We start from the raw sequence: 22,279 nt of genomic DNA, 5'->3' as shown, positions 1-22,279 counted from the left end.
CTCCAGAGGCTTGTTGCGATTGCAAGAGCCTGGCAGCGCCTTCACTTCTTCCCCGCCTCCTGCGCCAGAAACGGCGCAATCTCGCCTTCGCTGACGGTCCGTGCAGAGTTGTGCTCATGGCGGATGACCCAACGGCGACCGTCACACTCCCAACCGAGTTGAGAACGGTCGATGATCGCCGTCACTGTGCCATCATTCGTTTCGAGCCGTGCGACGAATTCGAGCGTCGTCGACGCGACGCGCTCGCCGACGATCGCATCAGGCCCGTCGGAGACGGCGTGTATCGCCGCGCGCATGTTGTTGAAAGGCCCTTCCCACATGGCTCCGTAACCGGCCGCGCGGCGCGCCGTTCGGAAGTTCGGCGCCAGATCGTCGTAGAACACGCCCTCGCCATCGAGGTCGTAGTAGCGTCCGAGCTTGTCGGCGAACTTGAATGCCGGATCCCCGGGTGTGCGCTCCCAGCCTTCGAGGATCCAGCTTCTATGCAGTTCCGCCGGCCCGTGCGGCCCGGCTGCAGGGCAGGCGGGCTGTGTCTCTTGTTGCGCAAAGGCGGTCCCCGTCGCCAGCATCCAGGATGCTGCCAGGGCGAGCATGTTGAACTTCATGGGTTTGGTTCCTTGTCTATTGTATTGCCGCGGACAGGCGGCTGCAGAGACGAGGCGGGAGACACGTGACAGCCGGCGTTGGCATCAAGGATCGAGGTGCACCAGGCAACGACGGTCTTCACATGCTCCCCTTCCGTCGTCACCTCTCGCGGTAAAAAACCATGCCGCCGTGATGCAGCACGCCGTCGATGAACGCGCCATCGGCCGTGAAGCCGGTGTCGTCCCAGTAGTTGATCTGGTTGCCGGTCACTTCGTAGCGCCCCTGATAGGCGCTCTTTCGGTTTCCGCGCGCCTCGTCGTAGCGACCGTTCGGCAACAGTTCCTGCCGGATCCGCCCGTCCTCGGTGACCCACATGCCGACATAGGGATGATCTGCCTGCTTGTTCTGTGCTTCGCTGCTCACGGCGTCCTCCGCGACGGCTTGACGGGAGATCGGCGCGTCGAGGGACGCCAGACCGGCAATAAGGGTGGCGGCGGCAAGTTTGGGGAAATTGTTCATGGCCGCTCTCCCGCAGGCTTGTCCTTGCCCGCATCGGCCCGCTCGGCAAAGAGCTGTGACAGCGATTGCGACGCAGCAATGGCCCGGGGAAATCCGGCCGGAACGGTCACCATGTACATGACTTCCTTGAGCTCATCCTCGGAAACGCCGATGTTGAGCGCGTATCCGGCATGGACCTTCATCAGGTCGGTCAGGCCCATCGCGGCGAAGGCGGCGACCGCCGCCAATTGCCGCGTCCTGTTGTCGAGGCCCGGGCGAGACCAGACGTCGCCGAGGGCATAGGCCTCGGTTGCGTCGGCAAGGAAGGGAAACTCCTGCCGCATCCGTTCCAGGTTGGGCTGCGTCACGCCATTGTTGAGCGTCCGGATGACGGCAGCGCCGCGTTCGCGACGCTCCTCCAGGGATTGGGCGAAGGCGACCTCCGGCGAAAGGCCCAGGAAAACGGCCGCACCCGCGGCCGCAAATTGCGATTGAATGCGATCACGCATGTTTCTCTCCTCGATAGATGACTGTGCGACGTCCAGCGGTCGCAAACGTCGTCATTGCTCCGGCTGTTCGATGCCGGTGGGAAGGCGCGGCTAGCGCGCGTCCTGTCCGCGTCTGTTGAATTGGGGGAGGCACTGCCGTTTGGAGCGCCGAAATTCAGCGGGCCTTCCTGTTCTCCTCCGTTTTGCGTTGCGGTATCGACGCAAAAGGTAGGCGGGGAAGATTGGAACGATAAGACGCCGATTTCGATCCAGACTGGTAAGCCTGGCTAATCAATCGCAATACTGTTCGACGGCACGACCATCGCAACCGTGTCAGTTATGACAGGTACATTTTGTTTTCTCGGGCACGGGATCTTTGGCGCAATTGGGACGGCACCACACCACACCTTGATCTCGAGATCCCCTACAAAAACACCCCAGCCTCGCGGCTCAGCGTATCGATCAGAAGGCGCACACCGGGCAGCATGCCGCGGCTCGCAGGGTAGATCAGCGAAATATCCAGTCCGGGGCCGGCCCAGCCAGGCAATATCTCTATGGCCGTCCCCTCGGCGACCATTCTGCGGCCGATGACGGTCGGTAGGCGGCCGATGCCGATCCCGGCCTCGATGGCCTCGGATATGGCCCGGACGCTGTTGGCGCACATGCGCGGCTTGAACTCCACCTTCATCGGGTTCTGCGTTTTATGGTGGAGTGTCCAGACCTGGGTTTCGCCCGGTACGATCTGCTCGCCGATCAGCGGATAGGCTTTGAGATCGGACGGGAGCGACGGCAGGCCGTGCGCGGCAACCAGCACAGGTGCCGCAAATATAGACGCCTCGGTGCGGCCGATCTTGCGGCCGATCAGGGACGAGTCCTTGAGCTTGCCGACGCGCACGGCGAGGTCATAGCCTTCGGCAACGAGATCGACATGTCGATCCGAGACATCGATCTCACAGTGCAGTTTCGGGTTCGCCGCGGCGAAACGCGCCACGACCTTGCCGAGGCCCGCCTCGACCAGCACCGACGACATCGACAGCCTGAGCCTGCCGGAAGGTTCTGCGACCGCTTGGGCGGCTTCGTCCGTCGCCCGTTGCAGGGCATCGACGATCAAGCGACCGTGGACAAGGAAACGCTTGCCGGGCTCGGTAAGAGACGAACGTCGTGTCGTTCGCGCGATCAGCCTGACGCCGAGATGCTCCTCTAGTTCGGCCACGCGCTTGCTGACGGTCGCCAGAGGGATGCCCATCGAGCGCGCCGCGGCGGTGAAGCTGCCCATCTCCGCAACGCGGGTGAAAATGACCACGGCCTCGACCGGAGGGAGGCGCTCCACGGTCGAAGCGGCAATAACCCTATTATCTACCAACATGGATTCTAATTCCAAATCTAGCGAATTATCCAGCGAACAGGGATAATCTACCTTCTCCCCATGAACCAGATGTTTTTCACGTTCCGCGCCTTGGACCGGAGTTCGCTGTTGATTCCGAACCTCAAGTCCTGGCGGCCGTCGGAAACGTCACCATTTCCGTCAGGAGACCCGCATGCCTCTCAATGTCAGGGAATTTGCCGCCATGTCGCTGTCCATCGCCTTGCTCACCGCCGACGCAAGCGCTGAAACCGCGTCGTCAGAGTTGCAACGACCGCCAGCCTTCGCGGCCATCGATCTGGTCGATCCTGAACTGCGCCCGATCCTTGAACACATCCCGCCGCTCGACCTCGGCATGGACAATCTTCAGGCAGTCCGCAGCGTCCCGTTCCCGCCGGCGCTGTCGCCGCCGGCCGTGCAACCGCAAGACCGCTTCATCGCGGGCGGGGAGGGGAACTCCAAACTGAGGATCGTCGTTCTCGATCCGGCGCCGGAGCGCACGGACAAACCGGCGATCCTGCATCTCCATGGTGGCGGACTTGTCGTCGGCAAGCCCGAGGTGGCCATTCCTGAACTGCAGCAACTGTCCGCGGAACTGGGTGCGCTCATCGTTTCGGTCGACTATCGTCTGGCGCCCGAGCATCCTTTCCCCGCCGGACTTGACGATGCATACGCGGCGCTCGGCTGGCTGCATCAGGCTGCAGCCGAGCTCGGCGTCGATCGGAAACGGATCGCCGTGATGGGCGAGAGTGCCGGCGCCGGCCTTGCCGCGGCCGTCTCGCTCCGGGCGCGCGACCGCAGCGAGTGGCCGATCCGTTTCCAGTTGTTGCGTTATCCGATGCTCGACGACCGCACTGCACTGCGCTTACCACCGGCTCACGTCGGAGCCTTCATCTGGAACACGCAGTCGAATGCTTTCGGCTGGACTTCGGTCCTCGGGCGCGAGCCGCTGGTGGCGGAAGCACCGGCGGAGGCGGTTCCGGCGCGCGCCGTCGATCTTGCCGGCTTGCCGCCCACCTGGATCGGCGTCGGCACGCTCGACCTGTTCGCACAGGAATCGATACGTTTCGCTTCCCGCCTCATCGAAGCTGGGATCGCTGTCGAAATGTCCGTGGTTCCCGGGGCCTATCACGGCTTCGATACGATGGTGCCGCAAGCTCGCGTTTCGGCAGATTTCATCGCCAGCTGGAAATCGGCCTTGGGCCGATCGTTGGAAACCGACTGAAGGGCCGGCGCACTGCACGGTTCGCGCCGCACGGCTGCCATAGCGCAACAGGCTGTGGGCCCAAAGGCGGGCATCTCGCTTGACGACCACAGCCTTTTCTTCCGATAGGGTCAATGTACGCGCAGATGCAAGGCGAGGTGGCGACGGTGGCAATGCTCTTGGTTCCCGGCTTCATGCTGGACGCCGATCTCTGGCGCGACGTTGTTCCCGCGCTTGGCGACTACGGGCCTGCGACCTATGCCGACCTGTCGCAGGATGCCTCGATCGCTGCCATGGCCCGTCGCGCGCTGCTGGATGCGCCGGATCGCTTCATACTCGTTGGGTTCTCCATGGGAGGCTACGTCGCCCGGGAAATCGTCCGTCAGGCCCCCGAGCGGGTGAGCGCCCTTGTCCTCATCGCCACGTCCGCGCGCGGCGACAGCGACGTGGAGTGCCAACGAAAGGCAGCCGTCGCCGGGCAGTCGGCCGGCACGGCATTCAGAGGCCTCAGCCGGTTGGCCATCCTCTCGTCCCTTCACCCCGACAATGCCGGGCGGGCCGATATCCTTGAGCGCATTCAGGCAGCCGGCCAGCGAATGGGAGGCGACGCCTTTCGCCGCCAGTCGCTCATCGAGCGGAAGGACGAACGGCATGTACTGGCTTCGATCCGATGCCCCAGCCTCGTCATTGCCGGTGAAGAGGATCGCTTAAGATCGCGCGCCGAGGCGCTCGAACTGCACCACGGGCTCGTCGGCTCAAGCTTCGAGGTCGTCGCTGAAGCCGGCCACATGGTTCCAATGGAAGCGCCGCAAAGCGTTGCGGCCGTCATTCGGGATTGGCTTGATCAATTGAACACCGGCGCCTAACGATCGCGCCAGTCAAACGGCGCCCCGTTCGAGCGAGCGCTGGCTTCACCCTTTCCCGTTTCCAGCCTGTCCTCTTGCCAATCGAGCGGATCTCTCACCGGCCGCGGGCCTGCCCAATGAACTGATAGGGCCGCGCACGCCGCTTAAGCGGCCGACTAACTCGCCACGTCCGCTCACCTCCCGTGGACGTAACAGAACAGCGTGAAGAACGTTGTTGACAAAACACACTGATGACTGGCAAATGTCAGAAATGTACAGAGGACGCCGGCTGCCGGCTGGTTTCAGGGGAGACAGGAGCCTGAAACCGAAGGGCCGGGAAGCATATCCGTCTGCACAGATGCCAGCATGGGAGGGGACATCGTGGCTTTTCAGATGGATCGGCAGCTCGGCTTTCTTGCCACTGTGAACGTTGCCGCGATTGTCGCCGGTGCGGTGCTCGTCGGCGCCAACTTCGTCGAGCTCTATAACTTCCAGTCCATGGCGTCGCAGGTCCCCGAGCTGGGTTTCCTCGCGCTTGGCGTCATGTTGGCCATGATGTCCGGCAATGGCGGTATCGACCTTTCCGGCATCGCGCTGGCCAATCTCTCCGGGGTTGCCGCCTACTTCTTCCTGCGCGATGTGATTTCCGCAGACGACGCTCCGCTTCTTTTCACCTGGAGCCTGATCGGCCTTGCGCTTGGCGTCGGCCTTGTCGGCGGCATGCTGAACGGGTTCCTGATCGCCACGGTCGGATTGACGCCGATCATCGCCACGCTCGGCACGCAACTGCTCTTCACGGGGCTGGCGATCGTTCTCACCAACGGTTCGGCGCTCAGCATCGGCTATGTCGAGCCGCTCGACGATTTCGGCAATGCCACGATCCTGAACGTGCCCCAATGCTTCGCTCTGTTCCTGGTCGTCGCACTTGCGATCGGCGCCATCCTGCGTTTCACGCCCTTCGGCCAGCGTCTGCTTCTGCTCGGCAACAATGCCAAGGCGGCGCGCTACGCCGGCATCCCGGAAAAGCGCATCCTGTTCCTGACCTATACGGTTTGCGGCCTGTTGGCGTCGGTTGCCGGCATCGTCATCGCCGCGCGTACCTCAAGCGTCAAGTGGGACTACGGCACCTCCTATGTCCTCATCGCGATCCTGATCGCCGTCATGGCTGGCGTTCGCCCTGAGGGCGGCTATGGGCGGGTCATCTGCGTCGTGCTTTCGGCAACATCGCTGCAGATGCTCTCCAGCCTCTTCAACTTCATGAACATCTCGAATTTCTTCCGGGATCTCGCCTGGGGCGTTCTTCTGCTCGTCTTCATCGCCACCTCCGGCTTCGATCTCAAAGCCTGGTTCAGGGCGGCCCGCAGCTAACCCCGTTTCCGCCAGGGCCGGGCGCGAGCCTTCGCGCGCCACAGCTCTTTCCTTTCGAAGGCGCAATGGGAGGAACTATGCCTGATTTTCGTAAAATTGCCGCCTGCACCGTGGCCCTCGGCACCATCTGGGCCGCAACGGCGGCCACTGCGGAGGAGAAGCCGAGCATCGTGACCGTCGTGAAGGTCACCGGCGAGAACTGGTTTACCCGCATGGAGGAAGGCGTTGTCGCCTACGGCAACGACAATGATACGGTTGCCACAAGCCAGATTGGCCCCGGCAAGGCAGACGCTGCCCAGCAGGCGCGCCTGATCGAAGACCTCGTCGCCAAGAAGGTTAGCGCGATTGCCGTCGTGCCGATGGATGCAGCGTCGCTCGAAGGCGTGCTGAAGCGCGCCGCCCAGCGCGGCATCAAGGTTGTGACCCACGAAGCCGACAGCATGAAGAACACGCTCGTCGACATCGAAGCCTTCGAAAACAAGGCCTTCGGCGCTCGCTTCAACGAAAAGATCGCCGAGTGCATGGGCAAGTCCGGCAAGTGGACGTCCTTCGTCGGTTCGCTCGGCAGCCTGACGCACGTGCAGTGGGCTGACGGCGGCGCTGAAAACGCCAAGAAGTACCCGGACATGGAACTGGTCTCAGAGAAGAACGAATCCTTCAACGACGCCAACCGCGCCTATGAGAAGGCCCGCGAAATCCTGCGCAAGTATCCCGATATCAAGGGCTTCCAGGGCGGTTCCGCCATCGACGTCATCGGCATCGGCCGCGCCGTCGAAGAGGCTGGCCTTCAGGACAAGACCTGCGTGTTCGGTATCGGCCTGCCGAAGGATACCGGATCCTATCTGGAATCCGGTGCTGTAGATGGCATCAGCTTCTGGGATCCGAAGGATGCCGGCTACGTCATGAACAAGGTCGCCGACATGGTCATCAAGGGCGAAGAGATCAAGGACGGCATGGATCTCGGCGTGCCCGGCTACGAAAAGGTGACGGTCAAGAAGGGTGCAGGTGAAGGCATCATCGTCGTCGGCGAAGCCTGGGTCGACGTCGACAAGTCGAACTACAGCAAATACCCGTTCTGATCGGTTCAGCCGATCGATGCCGTCGCGCCCACCGGCGCGGCGGCATGTCCCTCGAACGCCCTCATGCCCCATCAGGACAAAGCCATGCAGCCCCAGCCCACTGGCGGTGAACCGCATCTCAAGCCTACGACCCCGTTTCTGGAGGTGCGCAACATCGAGAAGCACTTCGGCGGCGTACGCGCGCTGAAGGGCGTCAGCCTTTCGATCGAGGCCGGCAACATCTATCACCTGATGGGTGAGAACGGCTGCGGCAAGAGCACGCTCATCAAGATCATTTCCGGGGCTCAAGGGGCCGATGCAGGCGAACTCCTGATCGACGGCAAGACGGTTACCGGACTGACGCCGGTCGCAGCCCTCGCTGCCGGCATCGAAACGGTCTATCAGGATTTCTCGCTGCTCCCCAATCTCTCCGTCGCAGAGAACATCGGCCTGACGCAGCAGCTCGTATCCTCGTCGGGCAAGCTTGCGCGGCGGCTCGACATACCGAAAATGCGGGCGACCGCCGAGCGCGCCCTTGCGGCCGTCGGCCTGCCCGCGAGCAGGGCCTTTCTGTCGACGCGCACGGACGAGTTGCCGATGGCGACGCGGCAGCTGATCGCCATTGCCCGTGCGATCGCCTCCGACGCTCGCCTCGTCATCATGGACGAGCCGACGACGGCGCTGACCAAACACGAGGTCGACAATCTCATCGGCGTCGTCGATCGCCTGCGCGCCAAGGGCGTTGCCGTCCTGTTCGTCACCCACAAGCTCGACGAGTGCAAATCGCTCGGCGGGCGGGCAATCATCATGCGCGACGGCCAGAAGGTCGCCGAATGCGATGTCGAAGGCCATTCGAAGACGGATCTGGCCTTCTGGATGACCGGCAAGGTGTTGGACGATACGCGCCAGCGCTCTGCCGTCACGCTCGGCGAGAAGTTGCTCAATGTCGAAAAGCTCTCGCGGAGCGGCTTTTTCGCTGACGTCTCCTTGTCGTTGCGCAAGGGCGAAATCGTCGGCATTACCGGCCTGCTCGATTCCGGGCGCAACGAACTGGCGCTTGCGCTCGCCGGGGTTTCGCCGGCCGACGGTGGCGGCATTTTTCTCGAGGGCGACGAGATCCGCCTTGGCAAACCCGCCGACGCCATTGCTTCGGGGATTGGCTACGTTCCCGAGGACCGGCTCTCGGAGGGGTTGTTCCTCTCGCAATCGATCAAGGACAATATCGTGGTTCCGGTCCTCGACCGGCTGCGCAATGCCCTCGGTATCGTCGACGGGCGCCGCAGCCGTGCGCTTGCCGAGCGCACGGTCGACGATCTCCAGGTCGTCTCGGCCGGCGTCGACAAGCCGGTGCAGTCGCTGTCCGGCGGCAACCAGCAGCGCGTGCTGATCGGGCGCTGGCTGACAATCGAGCCAAAACTTCTGATCCTGCACGGCCCGACCGTCGGCGTCGATGTGGGCTCCAAGGACACGATCTATCGGATCATCCAGCGGCTCGCCGGCGACGGCATGGGCGTCATCATCATCAGCGACGACCTGCCCGAATTGTTGCAGAACTGCGACCGCATCATGGTCATGCGCAAGGGTCGCGTCGTCAAAACCTTTGCCGCCGAAGGGCTGGCCGAAGACGTCCTCTCGCGTGCGCTGACGGACGATACCATTGCGAGGCTTCAATGACCGAAACCACCTTTTCCTCGGCAGCACCCCGGTCTGAAAGCGCAGGCGCGGTTGCCGGCATCTGGGCGTGGCTCATGCGGCATCCGCCGGCCTTCACGCTGATCCTGATCGTCGCCGTCTCGCTCGTCGTCGGCGCGATCAACACGGACTTCTGGCAGGTATCGAACCTTTTCGACATCCTGCGCGCGTCCGTCGTGCGTGGCCTTTTCGCGCTCGGCGTGCTCGTCGTGTTGGCCTCCGGTGGCATCGACGTCTCGTTCACGGCGATCGCCGCCTTCGTCATGTACGCCGTCACCATGCTGGTTGTGAACGTGGTGCCCGACATGCCGATCGTGGCGATCCTTGTGCTCGGCGCTGTCGGCGGCGCCTGTTTCGGCGCGCTCAACGGCGTTCTCGTTCATGCGCTCAAGGCGCCGTCGCTGATCGTGACGATCGGCACGCAATATGTCATTCGCAGCTTCCTGCTCACCTTTGTCGGCACGGCGCTGTTCATGAACATTCCCGCGGCAATGGACGCCTTCGGAAAGCTTGCGCTCTTCACCCACCACAGCGCCAACGGCTCGACCTCGACACTGCCCGCCTTCGTGCTGATCCTCGCGGTCGCCGCGATCGTCACCTGGTGGATTCTCGAGCGCACCCTGATCGGCAGGGCGGTCTATGCCGTCGGCGGAAATGCCGGCGTGGCCGAGCGTCTCGGCTACAATCTGCGCACGGTCCGCATCTTTGTCTTTGCCTATGCCGGGCTTCTCGCCGGCATCGCCGGGATCATTCACGTCTCCAGCAACCGCCTGGCGAACCCGTTCGATCTCGCGGGCGCCGAGCTCGAAATCATTGCCGCGGTCGTTCTCGGCGGCGCGCGCATCACCGGCGGCTCCGGCAGTGTCATCGGCACGCTTCTGGGCGTGGTTCTCATCACGCTGGTCAGCAACGTCCTCATTCTTGTCGGCATACCGAGCACCTGGCAGCTCGTCATCGTCGGCATCTTCATCATTCTCGCCGGCGGGATCTTCTCGATCCGCGGCCGCCAATCCTGACGGCCGGCCTTAAGGCCGCCAAGCCGCGGTCGGGGCCGGTGTCTACACCCCTGTTTCTTTGAGAAAGGTTTGAGTGCATGGCGCACGATGTTTCGGTCATCGGACTTTACATTCTCGACATCCTCGGTCGCCCGGTCGACCGCATTCCCGAGGGCGGCAATGTCGAGTTCATCGACGAGATCCGCCTGACGGTTGCCGGTACCGCCGGCGGCACAGTGGTCGACCTTGCGAAGCTCGGTCTCAACTGCCTTGCGGTTGGCGCCGTCGGCGACGACGAGAAGGCCGACTTCGTGCTTTCGACCCTGCAGCGCTTCGGCGTCGACACGGCAGAGATGCAGCGCATCCCGGGCGTCCCGACGTCCGCCACAATCCTCAACATCCGCCGCAACGGCGAACGGCCGGCGCTTCACGTCCGTGGCGCGTCGGGCCATTTCGAGATCGCAGCCGAAGCACTCGATCGCGTAACGGAGGCGCCGATCGTTCATCTTGGCGGCACGGGCCTGCTCGACCGCCTCGACGGCGAGCCGAGCCGCGTGCTTCTCGAAGCGGCCAAGGCCAAGGGCCGCACCGTCACCTTCGATCTGCTCGGTGCCAGCGAGAAGACGCTCTCCCTCATCCGCCCGCTCTTCCCCTATATCGACTACTTCATGCCCTCGGTGGAGGAAGCCATGCTGATCTCCGGGCGGAAAACTGCCGAGGATGCGGCGCTCTTCTTCTGCGACCTCGGTGTGAAGCACTGCGTCTTCACGCTCGGCGGCGACGGCGTCTACTTCATGGATCCGGACAGAAAGACCGTGAAATTGCCCGCCTTCGAGATCGACGTCGTCGATACGACGGGCTGCGGCGATGCCTTCAACGCCGGCTTCATCGCCGGCCTGCACCACAAGATGGACACGGAGACGTCGCTGAAGTTCGCGCAGGCCTCGGCCGCGCTGGTGGCGACCGGTCTCGGTTCGGATGCCGGCATCACCTCTTTTGAGGCGACGCAGGCATTCATGCGCACGGCGCGCGTCAAAATGAACTGATAGGCTGGCGGGGCGCTCCTGTCGGAGCGCCTCAGGCCTATTCGGCCAGCAGCATCTCGGCGGTTGCGATGTCGGTGACGAGGTGGGTGGCGTAGCCGCCATTCATCGTCGCGCGGATCGCCGTGACCTTGTTCGCACCGCCGGCGACACAGACGCGGCTTGGTATACGCACGAGTTCGTCGAGCTCGATACCCACCATGCGATCGTCGAGTTCACCGCTCACCTGTCGGCCTGCCTCGTCGATGAAACGGCAGATCAGCACCGCGACGGCGCCGTGCGCCTGGTAGGAATCGAAGTCCTCCTGGCTTGCGACATTGGCCGAGCGGATCAGCGTGTCGGGGCCGATATCGCCGACGCCGAAGACCAGGATGTTGGTGGAGTGAATAAGCTCGAACTGCTTGACGAGCACCGGTTCCGAAAGCAGCCAGCGCTTGAGTTCCGGCGTCGACAGCAGCGCCGGCGCCAAAAGGTTGACGCAGCGTGCATGAATGCGCTGGGACATCAGCGAGGTGCAGAACTCCGGCGAGAACTCGGGATTGGCGATCGAGCTGCCCGAAACCTGGACGACAGTGAGCCCATCGAGCGGTTCGGCCAGCGAGATCTGGTCGGCGACGGCAAGCACCGTCCGTCCCCAGGCAACGCCGATCGTGTCGCCCTGCTTGATCATGTCGGCAAGCAGGCGGGCGCCGGCCTCACCGAGCCGCGTGACCAGCGACGCCGGCTCTCCGGCCGGAATGACCAGCGCTCCCTCGAGCCCGAACTTCTCCTTCAGCTTGCGCGCGATGGCCACGCGTCCGCCAACGTCGGTGTTGACGCGGATGGTAACGAGGCCGCGTTCACGGGCCTCCTGAAGGTAATTGACAATGGTCGCGCGCGACATGCCGAGGATCTTGGCGATGTCGCTCTGGGTCAGTTGATCGACGTAGTAGAGCCAGGCGGCCCAAACGACCCCGTCATCGAACTCGGGCGGCAACGACTTGCCTTCGCCGATCATCCAACTTGCCCGTGCGCTCTCCGCCATCCGTCACTCCGCCTGATACTGTTTGCGCCACCTCAAACCGGAAATGAGGCCGCCGTCAAACAAATTCGAACGCTCAATTGACATTTGACACATGATGTTGTCATTTGTTCATGCCCCATTGTAACGGGCGATCGAGAACGGAATCGCGCTTGAGCACGCGGCCACGAATGCGGCCACATGGGCAGGCGAGACTGCGGCAGACTGGATCGGATCGCGCCTTCTTCGACGCGGCCCGCGCCAGACGCCGATCCCAAATTTCCCAAGCGGCCTTTCCTGCCAGCCTTCCACGGCTCGGCGGGCACGGTCCCGCCATGTCATTTTTGTCCGGAGCCGTCGCAGGTGATGTCCGCCGGAAGCTGAGGAGCCTTTGCATGAAATCGAGATGGTCCGAAACCGAATATGCCGATGTCGTCGACGCCTACGTCCGCAACGGCGTCAACCGTGATCTGGCGATCCGCACCTACACCACGCGCCTGCTCGGATCCGACCCGGAGCTGGTGCTGCATGGCGGCGGAAACACGTCGGTAAAGACCGTCTTCACCGATCTCGACGGCTCTGAAATTCCGGTTCTTTGCGTCAAGGGAAGCGGCTGGGACATGGGCACGATCGAACCGGCAGGCCTGCCGGCCGTCCGCCTGCAACCGCTGCAGGCGATGGTCGGTTTCCAGACGCTCAGCGACGACGACATGGTCATGCTGCAGCGCCGCTTGCTGCTCGATCCGGCAGCACCCAATCCGTCGGTCGAAGCGATCCTGCATGCCAACCTGCCGTTCAAGCACATAGACCACACCCATGCGAACGCGATCGTGTCGCTGACAAACCAGCCGCACGGCGAAGAAATCGTGCGCGAACTCTTCCCCAAGGCGATCATCGTTCCCTATGTCATGCCCGGCTTCGATCTTGCCAAAGCCTGCGATGAGGCTTTCCGCGCCGATCCGACCGCCGACGGTATGATCCTGCTGAAGCACGGCATCTTCACCTGGTCGGAAGACCCGCGCGAATCCTACGAGAAGATGATCGCCGCAATCGACCGGGCCGAACGCCGCATTGCCGAAGGCAATCCGCGTCCGTTCGTGCAGGTGAAGCAGCCAACGGCGCTTGCAACGGCCGCGGAAATTGCGCCGGTCCTGCGCGGCGCCATTGCGATCGACACCGGCGTCGAAGGCTGCCCGAAACGCTTCGTGCTGGAGCACCGGGCAAGCGACGCGGTGCTTGCGTTCTGCAATGCGCAGAATGCCAGCGATCTCGCGCGCCGCGGCAACGCGACGCCGGAGCATGTCATCCACATCAAGCGCTTCGGCCTCGTTCTGCCGGCGCCGGTTGCCGGTGAAATGGCCGCCTGGGCGGAGACGGTGCGCACGGCAGTGGCCGACTACGCCGCCGAATACCGCGCCTATTTCGAGCGCAACAACGTGCGCGTCGGTGGCAACAAGAAGATGCTCGACCCGATGCCCCGCGTCTTCTACGTCGCCGGCGTCGGCCTCTTTGCGGCCGGCCCGAGCAAGAAGGCCGCACGCGTCGGCGCTGATGTCGCGGAAGCCACGATCAACGTCATCCGTAACGCTGAAGGAATCGAGAGCTTCGAGGCGCTGTCGGAACAGGATCTCTTCGACATCGAATACTGGTCGCTCGAGCAGGTCAAACTGACGAAACAGGTGGAGAAGCCGCTGAGCCGGCAGGTTGCGGTGGTGACCGGCGGCGCCGGTGGCCTTGGCCTTGCGATTGCCGAGGCGCTGCGCGCGGAAGGTGCGGAAATCGCCCTCGTCGATCTTGTCGAAGCGACGGTCAAGAAGGAGGCCGCCCGGCTCGGAGGGCTTGGCGTCGCCTGCGACGTGACCAATCCTCAGGCCGTTGACGCCGCTATCGCCGGCGTCGCCGAACATTTCGGCGGTATCGACATCGTCATTTCGAACGCGGGTGCCGCCTTCCAGGGCGCCATGATCGAGGTCGCCGACGAACTCTTCGAGAAAGCCTTCGCCCTCAACTTCTGGGGACACCATTACATCGCCCGTGCAGCAACCCGGGTCATGAAGGCGCAACGCACCGGCGGCGCACTGGTGTTCAACGTCTCCAAGCAGGCGGTCAATCCCGGCCCCGATTTCGGTCCCTACGGCACGTCGAAGGCGGCGCTGATGGCACTGATGCGGCAATACGCCGTCGAACACGGTGCGGACGGCATCACCTCGAACGCCGTCAACGCCGATCGCATCCGCACCGGCCTCATGACTGACCAGATGGTCGAGGAGCGCAGCCGCGCCCGCGGCATCACGCCGGAAGCCTACATGCGCGGCAACCTCGTCCACCGCGAAGTCGCCGCCAAGGATGTGGCCGAAGCCTTCGTGCACCTTGCCAAGGCGCGCACGAGCACAGGCGCGGTCATCACCGTCGACGGCGGCAATGTCGCGGCGATGATGCGATAGAAGGATAATGGGCGGCCGCGGTGAGAACCGCCGCGGCCGTGCCCAACGAAATGACATCGGCACGATCTTCGGCCGACAGTGGTGTCACCGTAGCGAAGGCGATCGGCCACGCGACAGCCTATGCCGTCGCTGACGAGCAGGGCCCAGCCAACGACCCTGCGCTGGCGCTCCTAGATCCCGGAGCCGTCCAGTTCCTGCTCGTCCTCGCCTTCCCAGGGCAGCGGCATCGCGGCGCGATCGAGATTGGCCGTGGGCATCGGCATCCAACACTTCAACTCAGGCTCGGGATACTCGATGATGCGACCGGGCGAGGAATCGGAGGCGCGCCAGCCTTCAGTCCCGAACTGATCACCCTTCGACCAATAGGCGAGATCGACTTCCGCGGCGCCCTGCTCGGACGGCCGGATCGTGACGAGGATCCGGTTCCCGTTTTTCGGAGCGCTTGCCATATGACGCCAGTGGTCCGCCTCAGCCATCATTTACCTCCTGCCTTGCTGCACCTGACAAGTGTCGCCTCGGCGCTGAAAACGGTCAACTCATAGTTTGCGTGGGGCGAGGGGATGAGACAGCGAACCCTGACCGCTGCCCTTCATGCACCTAGAGGACGACCACAGTCGCGCCCTTTGAGACTTTCCCATAGAGCTCGATGACGTCTTCGTTGAGCATGCGGATGCAGCCGGAGGATGCTTCGGTTCCGATGGTCCAGGGCTCGGACGTGCCATGGATGCGGTAGAGCGTGTCCTTGCCATTCTGAAACAGATAGAGCGCCCGCGCGCCGAGAGGATTGTCCGCTCCCGGCGCAATCCGCTGCGGCAATCCTTGAACGTCCCTTTTCATGTCATCCGTCGGATGGCAGCCCATGACATTGAGCGGTATCGACCCGCGGTTACGTTGAGAGCAATCGCTGTGCTTCGGGCACTGCGAAATCAAAGAGCATCTTTATCGGTGTTTGCCAGCTATCCGGGTCGTTGTAACGACCTGCGAACGAGGCGACGACAAGACCGGCGGATCGGTCGACAGTCAGCCTTTGACCGCCATAGCCAACGCCCATGACAACCGCGCACGCGACGGACTCCTTGACGTACCAAAGATAGCCGTACTGGATGAATTCGTTGATGGTCGCGCGCGGCTTGAACGAAGCGTCGAGCCATTCTGCCGGAACGATCTGGCGGCCGTCATAGACACCGCGATCCACCACGAGCCCGCCGATCTTCGCAAGATCCGGCAATGTCAAACGTAGGCCTGACGCGGCGGAAGGCTCGCCGTCGTCGCCGGCAACCCATTCAAATCTGCCGATCCCCAACGGTTCGAACAGCTTCCGGGCGGCATAGGCGTCCAACGTCATGCCGCTTCCATATTCGATAAGCTTGCCCAGCAGTGCCACAGCGCCACCGCTATAGTTCCATGTTCGTCCAGGGGCCTCGCGGATCGGCTGCTCGAGAATGAAACGGTAACGATCGGGCGCCATCTCCATGGCAATTTCGCTGTTTCGCGGGTCGTTGTAGGGCAGGCTTTCGTCCCATTCGAGCCCCATCTGCATCGACAGCACGTGTCGAATCTGGATCCGGTCGCGACCGGGCTCATTGATGAGATCGGGGTATTGCGGGAAGTGCGGGTAGAGGGGGGCTTCCGGTGCAGGAACTCTGCCTTCGGCCAAGGCGATCCCGTACAGCAAGCCGACCACCGATTTGGATATCGAGCGAAGATCGTGCAGCGTGTCGGGTCCATGATTGCGATAGCCGACAGGCTCGCCCCAGCGCTCGTCAGCCCCCGGAAAATAGACTTCGGCGAGCCTGCGGCCCCGAAGATCGACGATTGCGCCATGTAGACCAGGCAGATCGCCCGCGTCAAAACTTGCCTTCAGTTTCTGTCCGAGTGCTTGTTCGTCTAACGGCATGTGGGACCCTGTTGAACTGTACCAACGTCAGTCGTGTGTCTCTGTTGAAGCGAGGATTCGGCTCGGAACTGTGAGAGCCGGCTCTTCCTCGCGGTGAAAATGGGCCGGGCGCTCGCGCGGTGTGTCTCGTGGCGGACACGGCCTTGTCGGCTTTGCGTCAACATTTGGCCAAGACAGGTGATCGCACGGACGCCTCCGTTGGACGGCGAGATTGCGCGCTCGTTGGCATGATCGGGCGGGCGACGGCGCCCTCGCTCGCCTAACCAAGCATCGTGCCACCAGGCCACACTCAATAGTTTCGATCTATTTTGGCAATAGCCACAATGAATTTGTCCTATGAGACCAGTCTGTGACAAATGCAGGTCGAAGGGACGAGACGAACAAGTCCCGCGGCGATGTCCGCAGACAAGCAAAGCAACTGTAAGGCGCCGTATCCTTGCAGGTTTGAGGCGGTGCGACCGAGGTCTGCACCGCTTCTTTTTTTAAGAACACCAACCTGACGGCTTCCGATGAACCTTTATCTGTCTATCGTTGAGCAGACCCTGCTCTCGGCGCCCGTGCTCTTCTTCTGTCTCGGGTTCGGCGCCTCGATCCTTGGCGCATCGATCGCTCTGCCGAGCGGCGTTTCAAAGATGATAGCGATCTACCTGATGCTGGCGATCGGATTCAAAGGGGGAGCGGCGGTCGCGATGGATGCCCTCTCCACCGAAGTGCTCCTGTGTCTGCTCGTCGGGGTGGTTCTATCCGGGGCGACGCCCTTTGCTGCCTTTCGTCTTCTCGGATTGGTATCGCCCCTGCCGGCGACCGATCGGGCAGCAATCGCTGCGCATTACGGCTCGATCTCCATTGTCACATTCACGGCCGCGACCGATGCCCTGACCCGATCTGGCATCGAATTCAGCGCTACCATGGTGGCGGTGGCGGCCGCGATGGAAGCGCCGGCCATCATCAGCGCCGTCTATCTCTTGCAACGGTCGGGTGCTGGCGGACAAGCCAGCGCCAAGCGTGCCGGTCGCACGGTCATGCAAGAGGTATTCTTCAACGTGACGATCGTCGTTCTGCTCGGCGCCTTCGTCATCGGCGCGGTGACGGGCAGGGATGGGCTCTCCGACGTGTCCGGCTTCCTGGTCGATCCTTTCAGGGGCGTTCTTTGCCTCTTTCTCCTCGATCTCGGAGCCGTGGCGGGGCAGGGGCTTCGCACCGGCTGGCGCAAACTCACCTGGCCGCTGATGCTGTTTGCGGCCTGGATGCCGGCGCTTTCGGCTGCCCTTGTTCTTCTGTCGGCACTAGTCCTCGGCCTGTCGCATGGCAACGCCGCTTTGTTGACGACACTGGCTGCGAGCGCCTCCTACATCGCCGCGCCCGCGGCCATGCGCATGGCCGCACCGGAAGCCAGGCCCGAGATCTATCTGACCATGGCGCTCGGCGTCACATTCCCGCTCAACCTGCTGATTGGCGTGCCGCTCTACATTTCACTGGCCGGTCTTCTTGCCCCTTAGCCGGCGACAGCCCGAAGCCTTGCCGGTTCGGGCAGAAGCGATGGCCCGCCAATCAGGCAATCCCCTTCTTGCGCGCGGCGCTATCGGCCTCGCGCGCCAGGATTTCGTAGTGGCGCTGTCGTCCGCTGTTTTCCCGCCAGTAGAATCCGACCTCGCGACGGGCCGCCCAGTCCTCGATTTCGATCAGCTTGACGTCGTCGTCCTTGCGAAACTCCGCGCGGGCATAAAGCTCCGGAAACAGCGAGCAGCCCATGCCGATCGAGACCATCTGCCTGATGGAATCGAGGCTTGTTCCCTCATAATCATCGATCACCCGGGCATCTGCCACGGCCGCAAGGTGCTTGACGTTTTCGAGCAGCCGGTGGCCGCTGCCAAGCGCCAACAACGTTTCGCCTCGCAGTGCCCGGGTCTTGACCGAGGTCTGCGAGGCCAGTCGATGTTCGGCGGGAACGCCAAGAAATATCTTCTCGTCGCCGATGCGCCGGAACCTGAGGCCGGAACGTTCCGGCGCCGGTCCGAGGCCACAATCGACGGCACCTTCGGCGACCGCCGTTTCAATCCATGCCGGCGGGTCCTCGCGGATATAGATCTTCAAGGCCGGGAATTTCCGATGGACGCCCGGCAGAAAGCCCGGAAGAAAATAGGGACCAAAGGTCGGGGCCGTCGCCATTCGAACCAGGCCGCCAAGGCTTTGCGTGTCCTTCAAGGCGCCTTCAACGAGGTCGTCGACGGTCGCGAGCGCCATGCGCGCGCTACGCGCCACATCCTGGCCCGCCGGTGTCGTGACGACACTCGTCGAGGTGCGCTCAAACAGCGTTACCCCGAGTGACTTTTCGACCAGCCCAATCTGAACGGAAAGGGTCGGTTGCGAAACGTGGCAGCGCTTGGCGGCTTTGCCGAAGTGCCGGAGTTCGTCGAGGGCCGCTATGTATTCAAGCTGGCGAAGAGTGGGTCGATAGGCCATTCCCAATTGATAAAACCTATCGCAAGAATTTCAACTATGAATTGGCACTATGAGCCGAACTGGTCGAATGTTGCGAAGTCAAACAAAGGCTATCGCAATGGATCAGTTTCTGAAGTCTCTCCTCAGCCGCAAGGCGATCATTGAAACGCGTATCGCCGAGGAACAGGCGCGGCCCGCCCCGGATCGCTTTCGTCTCTGGACGCTGAAGAAACTCAGGCTGCAGTTTTTGGAGCAGATCGCATTCGTCGAGCGCACGAACCGTCTGCTTCCGACGTAAGCTCCGATAGCACAGCCGCGAGCCACGGCTTGGCAAACGACGTCGCCCCCGGCGGGCGGATTGGCTCCTGATGGCGACGCCTTCGACGGCATCGCGATGCTTCCCGGACGCTGATTGCCTGTCAGCGTCCGGTGTCAGCAAGCCTTACGGGATGGCGATGACCGCCTCGATCTCCACCTTCGCGCCCTTCGGCAGCGCGCTGACTTCGTAGCAGGCGCGGGCCGGGAACGGCTTGGCGAAGAAGCCCGCATAGACCTTGTTGATCTCCGCGAACTGCCCGAGGTCGGTGAGCAGGACCGTGGTCTTGACGGTGTTGGAAAGGGTCGTGCCCGCGGCAGCCGCGATGGCCGCAAGGTTCTTCAGGCACTGCTCGGCCTGCGCGATCGCGTCGTCCGAGTTGAACTCGCCGGTGGCCGGATCGATCGGAAGCTGGCCGGAGACGAAAAGGAGGTTGCCGACCTTGATCGCCTGCGAGAAGGGACCGACGGCGCCCGGCGCGTCGGTGGTGTGGATTTCCTGGATCATGATCCGTCTCCGAGATTGGTGGTTGAATTGAACACGCTTATGCGTAGCGGGCGATCGCGAGATCGGTCGCGTCGATCTCCGGCTTACGGCCGCTGACGAGATCGGCGATCACCCGTGCCGAACCGGAACTCATCGTCCAGCCGAGCGTGCCGTGACCGGTGTTGAGGTAGAGGCCCGCGACCTTCGTCGGACCGATGACCGGCGTGCCGTCCGGCGTCATCGGCCGAAGGCCGGACCAGAAGCTTGCCTTCGACACGTCGCCGCCCGGGAAGAGATCGGTGACGGAGTGCTGGAGCGTCAGGCGACGGGGCTCGCCGAGATCGTTGGTGTAGCCGGAGATTTCCGCCATGCCGCCGACACGGATGCGGTCGCCGAGCCTGGTGATGGCAATCTTGAAGGTTTCGTCCATGACCGTCGATTCCGGCGCGCGTGACGCGTCGGTGATCGGGATCGTCAACGAGTAACCCTTGACCGGGTAGACCGGCAGGCGAATGTCATGCGGCCTGACGAGGAGAGGGGAGAAACTGCCGAGCGCCACGACGACAGCATCGGCCTGGAGCGTGCCGTGCGCGGTGACGACGCCCTTGATCCGACCGCCTTCCACGTCGAGACTGCGGATGATGCTGCCATAGTTGAAGCGCACGCCGAGCGCTTCCGCCTTTTTCGCAAGCTCGTTGCTGAACTTGAAGCAGTCGCCAGTCTCGTCCTTCGGCGTCAGCAGGCCGCCGACGATCTTCTCGCGCACATGTTTCAACGCCGGCTCAACGCGTATGCAGCCGTCGCGATTGAGCACTTCGTAAGGGATGCCGTCGGCGGCAAGCGCCTTGACGTCCTTGCCGGAGGCGTCGAGCTGGGCCTGGGTGCGGAAAAGCTGCAGCGTTCCCTGCATGCGCTCGTCATAGGCGATGCCAGTTTCGGCGCGCAGCGCGGCGAGCGAGATGCGGCTGTAGTCGGCAAGCCTGAGCATTCGGCTCTTGTTGATCGCGTAGCGCCCGGACGTGCAGTTCGAGAGCATCTTGATCATCCAGGAGATCATGGCGGCATCGACCTTCGGCCGAAGGATGAGCGGCGCGTGCTCCATGAACAGCCATTTCATCGCCTTCATCGGAATGCCGGGTGCCGCCCAGGGCGAACAGTAGCCGAAGGAAACTTCGCCGGCATTGGCAAAGCTCGTCTCCAGTGCCGGTCCGGGCTGGCGATCGATGACGGTGACCTCGTGTCCGCTCTTGGCAAGCTGGTAGGCCGAGGTGACGCCGACGATGCCGGCGCCGAGAACGATAACTTTCATGATGTCCTCAAAAGGAAAGGAAGCTCAGCGGTACTGCCGTTCGTAGCGATGGCCGAGACCGGTCAGGATTTCATAGGAGATAGTGCCGGCATCGCGTGCGATGTCTTCGAGTGTCTGGTTGGGCCCGAGAACCTCCACCAGGCTGCCGAGTTGCAGGCGCCCCTCCGGCAAGGCCGAGATGTCGATGGTGATGCTGTCCATCGACACGCGACCGACGATCGGCAAGCGAACACCGTCGCAATAGACGGCACCGCGATCGCTCAGGCTGCGCGGCAGGCCGTCGGCATAGCCGGCGGCAATGGTGGCAAGCCGGGTCGGGCTTGCGGCAACATGGCTGCCGCCATAGCCGACGCGCGCACCGGTCGGCACTTCACGCGTCTGCACCACCGCGACATCAAGCTTTATGACCGGCTCCATCGGGTTTGGGTGACCATCCGTCGGGGCCCCGCCATAAAGCGCGATCCCCGGCCGAACCAGCACGCCGTGATAGGCTTCGCCCAGGAAAATGCCACCGGAATTGGCGAAGCACAGCTCGTACTCCGGAAACTCCGCTGCAATGCGCCGGAGTTCGGCAAGCTGGCTGCCGTTCTGCTCGCTCAAGACGTCGTCGGCAGAGGCCAGGTGACTCATGACGAACTGGATGTCGATCATGCCGCAGGTCCGCAGCATCGAGGCGACCGCCGGTCGTTCCTGCGGCGGGACGCCGAGCCGCGACATGCCCGTGTCGAACTGCAGCGCCGCCGGGAGCCGGCGGTTGAGATTTACCGCCGCACCGGCCCATTGCCGCAATTGCTCAAGGGAATTGATCACCGGTACGATGCCGTCGTCGGCACAGGCGAGCTCGTTGCCCGGCTGCAGGCCGTTCAGGACGAAGATCATCGCATCGCGGGCAAGCTGCGGTCGCAGGCGCCGAGCCTCCACAAACTGGGCCACGAAGAAATGCCGGCAGCCATGGTCATAAAGGCGCGCCGCGACCCGGTCTGCGCCAAGCCCATAGGCATCCGCCTTGACGACGGCCGCGGCCCGCGCCGGCGCAATTTCAGACACCAGCCGATCGTAATTGCGAACCAGCGCCGCAAGATCGATCGTGAGGTAGCCCGAGGCGCCGCCCTTGATCGCTTTCTGCTGCGTATTTTCCCTGACTGCGCCGTCCATGGCCGAGCCTCCCAACCTGCTCGGAGGGTAGTGAAACGATCGCAGAATTGTCGACGAATTGTCGATTGATCGTTGCGCTAATTCGTGATCT

General features: G+C 63.0%; 22 protein-coding genes. 10 read left to right on the top strand and 12 right to left on the bottom strand.

The annotated features are described in order from the left end of the window. Positions 1 to 41 precede the first annotated feature (41 nt). The 4 genes from ACIQUG_RS14165 to ACIQUG_RS14150 all read right to left on the bottom strand — a co-directional run bounded on the left by ACIQUG_RS14165 (position 42) and on the right by ACIQUG_RS14150 (position 2,937). Positions 42 to 605, bottom strand: a complete 564-nt coding sequence (locus tag ACIQUG_RS14165; protein WP_402322567.1) for a hypothetical protein — start codon at positions 603 to 605, stop codon at positions 42 to 44. Positions 606 to 744: 139 nt separating this feature from the next. After that, complete coding sequence (locus tag ACIQUG_RS14160; protein ID WP_402322564.1) at positions 745 to 1,104, bottom strand: Atu4866 domain-containing protein; 360 nt, start codon at positions 1,102 to 1,104, stop codon at positions 745 to 747. Beyond that, on the bottom strand, positions 1,101 to 1,592 hold the full coding sequence (locus ACIQUG_RS14155) for a carboxymuconolactone decarboxylase family protein (protein WP_402322561.1): 492 nt from the start codon (positions 1,590 to 1,592) through the stop codon (positions 1,101 to 1,103). Before ACIQUG_RS14155 ends, ACIQUG_RS14160 begins: the two co-directional genes overlap by 4 nt. A gap of 403 nt (positions 1,593 to 1,995) precedes the next feature. After that, a complete protein-coding gene (locus tag ACIQUG_RS14150; RefSeq protein WP_402322559.1) occupies positions 1,996 to 2,937 on the bottom strand; it encodes a LysR substrate-binding domain-containing protein in 942 nt (313 codons plus the stop codon). A 172-nt stretch (positions 2,938 to 3,109) separates the two neighbouring features. On the opposite strand from ACIQUG_RS14150, the gene ACIQUG_RS14145 reads away from it, so the two are divergent. From ACIQUG_RS14145 to ACIQUG_RS14115, 7 genes are all read left to right on the top strand, one after another. Next, the gene (locus ACIQUG_RS14145; RefSeq protein ID WP_402322556.1) at positions 3,110 to 4,159 is read left to right on the top strand and encodes an alpha/beta hydrolase; all 1,050 of its coding nucleotides are present in this window, start codon (positions 3,110 to 3,112) and stop codon (positions 4,157 to 4,159) included. 113 nt (positions 4,160 to 4,272) lie between these two features. Beyond that, entirely contained in the window at positions 4,273 to 5,004 is a 732-nt protein-coding gene (locus ACIQUG_RS14140; RefSeq protein WP_402322553.1) for an alpha/beta fold hydrolase, read from the top strand. Between the two features lie 372 nt (positions 5,005 to 5,376). Beyond that, positions 5,377 to 6,351 (top strand): ABC transporter permease, encoded by a 975-nt coding sequence (locus ACIQUG_RS14135; RefSeq protein WP_402323034.1) that lies wholly within the window; start codon positions 5,377 to 5,379, stop codon positions 6,349 to 6,351. Between the two features lie 77 nt (positions 6,352 to 6,428). After that, the gene (locus ACIQUG_RS14130; RefSeq protein WP_402322550.1) at positions 6,429 to 7,430 is read left to right on the top strand and encodes a substrate-binding domain-containing protein; all 1,002 of its coding nucleotides are present in this window, start codon (positions 6,429 to 6,431) and stop codon (positions 7,428 to 7,430) included. A gap of 84 nt (positions 7,431 to 7,514) precedes the next feature. Next, positions 7,515 to 9,083 (top strand): sugar ABC transporter ATP-binding protein, encoded by a 1,569-nt coding sequence (locus ACIQUG_RS14125; RefSeq protein ID WP_402322547.1) that lies wholly within the window; start codon positions 7,515 to 7,517, stop codon positions 9,081 to 9,083. Between the two features lie 74 nt (positions 9,084 to 9,157). Further along, complete coding sequence (locus tag ACIQUG_RS14120) at positions 9,158 to 10,117, top strand: ABC transporter permease (protein ID WP_402323033.1); 960 nt, start codon at positions 9,158 to 9,160, stop codon at positions 10,115 to 10,117. A 77-nt stretch (positions 10,118 to 10,194) separates the two neighbouring features. After that, a complete protein-coding gene (locus ACIQUG_RS14115; protein ID WP_402322544.1) occupies positions 10,195 to 11,142 on the top strand; it encodes a carbohydrate kinase family protein in 948 nt (315 codons plus the stop codon). Positions 11,143 to 11,179: 37 nt separating this feature from the next. On the opposite strand, the gene ACIQUG_RS14110 is transcribed toward ACIQUG_RS14115, so the two are convergent. Next, a complete protein-coding gene (locus tag ACIQUG_RS14110) occupies positions 11,180 to 12,163 on the bottom strand; it encodes a sugar-binding transcriptional regulator (RefSeq protein WP_402322541.1) in 984 nt (327 codons plus the stop codon). A gap of 371 nt (positions 12,164 to 12,534) precedes the next feature. Between ACIQUG_RS14110 and ACIQUG_RS14105 the strand changes: the two genes are divergently transcribed. Continuing rightward, positions 12,535 to 14,583 (top strand): bifunctional aldolase/short-chain dehydrogenase, encoded by a 2,049-nt coding sequence (locus ACIQUG_RS14105; RefSeq protein ID WP_402322539.1) that lies wholly within the window; start codon positions 12,535 to 12,537, stop codon positions 14,581 to 14,583. 170 nt (positions 14,584 to 14,753) lie between these two features. Here ACIQUG_RS14105 and ACIQUG_RS14100 read toward each other — a convergent pair whose 3' ends face one another. The 3 genes from ACIQUG_RS14100 to ACIQUG_RS14090 form a co-directional block, all read right to left on the bottom strand. Then, positions 14,754 to 15,059: a hypothetical protein gene (locus ACIQUG_RS14100; RefSeq protein ID WP_402322536.1), complete on the bottom strand. Its 306-nt coding sequence runs from the start codon at positions 15,057 to 15,059 to the stop codon at positions 14,754 to 14,756. A 121-nt stretch (positions 15,060 to 15,180) separates the two neighbouring features. After that, positions 15,181 to 15,420, bottom strand: a complete 240-nt coding sequence (locus ACIQUG_RS14095; RefSeq protein ID WP_402322533.1) for a L,D-transpeptidase — start codon at positions 15,418 to 15,420, stop codon at positions 15,181 to 15,183. 49 nt (positions 15,421 to 15,469) lie between these two features. Continuing rightward, positions 15,470 to 16,480: a serine hydrolase domain-containing protein gene (locus ACIQUG_RS14090; RefSeq protein WP_402322530.1), complete on the bottom strand. Its 1,011-nt coding sequence runs from the start codon at positions 16,478 to 16,480 to the stop codon at positions 15,470 to 15,472. 509 nt (positions 16,481 to 16,989) lie between these two features. Between ACIQUG_RS14090 and ACIQUG_RS14085 the strand changes: the two genes are divergently transcribed. Continuing rightward, positions 16,990 to 17,979, top strand: coding sequence for a sodium-dependent bicarbonate transport family permease (locus ACIQUG_RS14085; protein ID WP_402322527.1), 990 nt, complete (start codon positions 16,990 to 16,992; stop codon positions 17,977 to 17,979). Between the two features lie 52 nt (positions 17,980 to 18,031). Here the strand turns inward: ACIQUG_RS14085 and ACIQUG_RS14080 are convergent, their stop codons facing one another. Further along, the gene (locus ACIQUG_RS14080; RefSeq protein ID WP_402322524.1) at positions 18,032 to 18,943 is read right to left on the bottom strand and encodes a hydrogen peroxide-inducible genes activator; all 912 of its coding nucleotides are present in this window, start codon (positions 18,941 to 18,943) and stop codon (positions 18,032 to 18,034) included. A 97-nt stretch (positions 18,944 to 19,040) separates the two neighbouring features. On the opposite strand from ACIQUG_RS14080, the gene ACIQUG_RS14075 reads away from it, so the two are divergent. Beyond that, the gene (locus tag ACIQUG_RS14075; protein ID WP_402322521.1) at positions 19,041 to 19,220 is read left to right on the top strand and encodes a hypothetical protein; all 180 of its coding nucleotides are present in this window, start codon (positions 19,041 to 19,043) and stop codon (positions 19,218 to 19,220) included. 144 nt (positions 19,221 to 19,364) lie between these two features. Here the strand turns inward: ACIQUG_RS14075 and ACIQUG_RS14070 are convergent, their stop codons facing one another. Genes ACIQUG_RS14070 through alr form a run of 3 tightly spaced genes read right to left on the bottom strand, consistent with a single transcriptional unit; the run spans position 19,365 to position 22,188 of the window. Then, positions 19,365 to 19,745 (bottom strand): RidA family protein, encoded by a 381-nt coding sequence (locus ACIQUG_RS14070; protein ID WP_402322519.1) that lies wholly within the window; start codon positions 19,743 to 19,745, stop codon positions 19,365 to 19,367. Between the two features lie 37 nt (positions 19,746 to 19,782). After that, complete coding sequence (locus ACIQUG_RS14065; RefSeq protein ID WP_402322516.1) at positions 19,783 to 21,033, bottom strand: D-amino acid dehydrogenase; 1,251 nt, start codon at positions 21,031 to 21,033, stop codon at positions 19,783 to 19,785. Positions 21,034 to 21,057: 24 nt separating this feature from the next. Further along, positions 21,058 to 22,188 (bottom strand): alanine racemase, encoded by a 1,131-nt coding sequence (alr, locus tag ACIQUG_RS14060; protein WP_402322513.1) that lies wholly within the window; start codon positions 22,186 to 22,188, stop codon positions 21,058 to 21,060. Positions 22,189 to 22,279 lie beyond the last annotated feature (91 nt).

Origin of the sequence: Ensifer sp. NPDC090286 (assembly GCF_044769565.1) — a bacterium.
Lineage (GTDB): Bacteria > Pseudomonadota > Alphaproteobacteria > Rhizobiales > Rhizobiaceae > Ensifer.
This window is presented reverse-complemented; position numbering and strand designations above follow the sequence as displayed.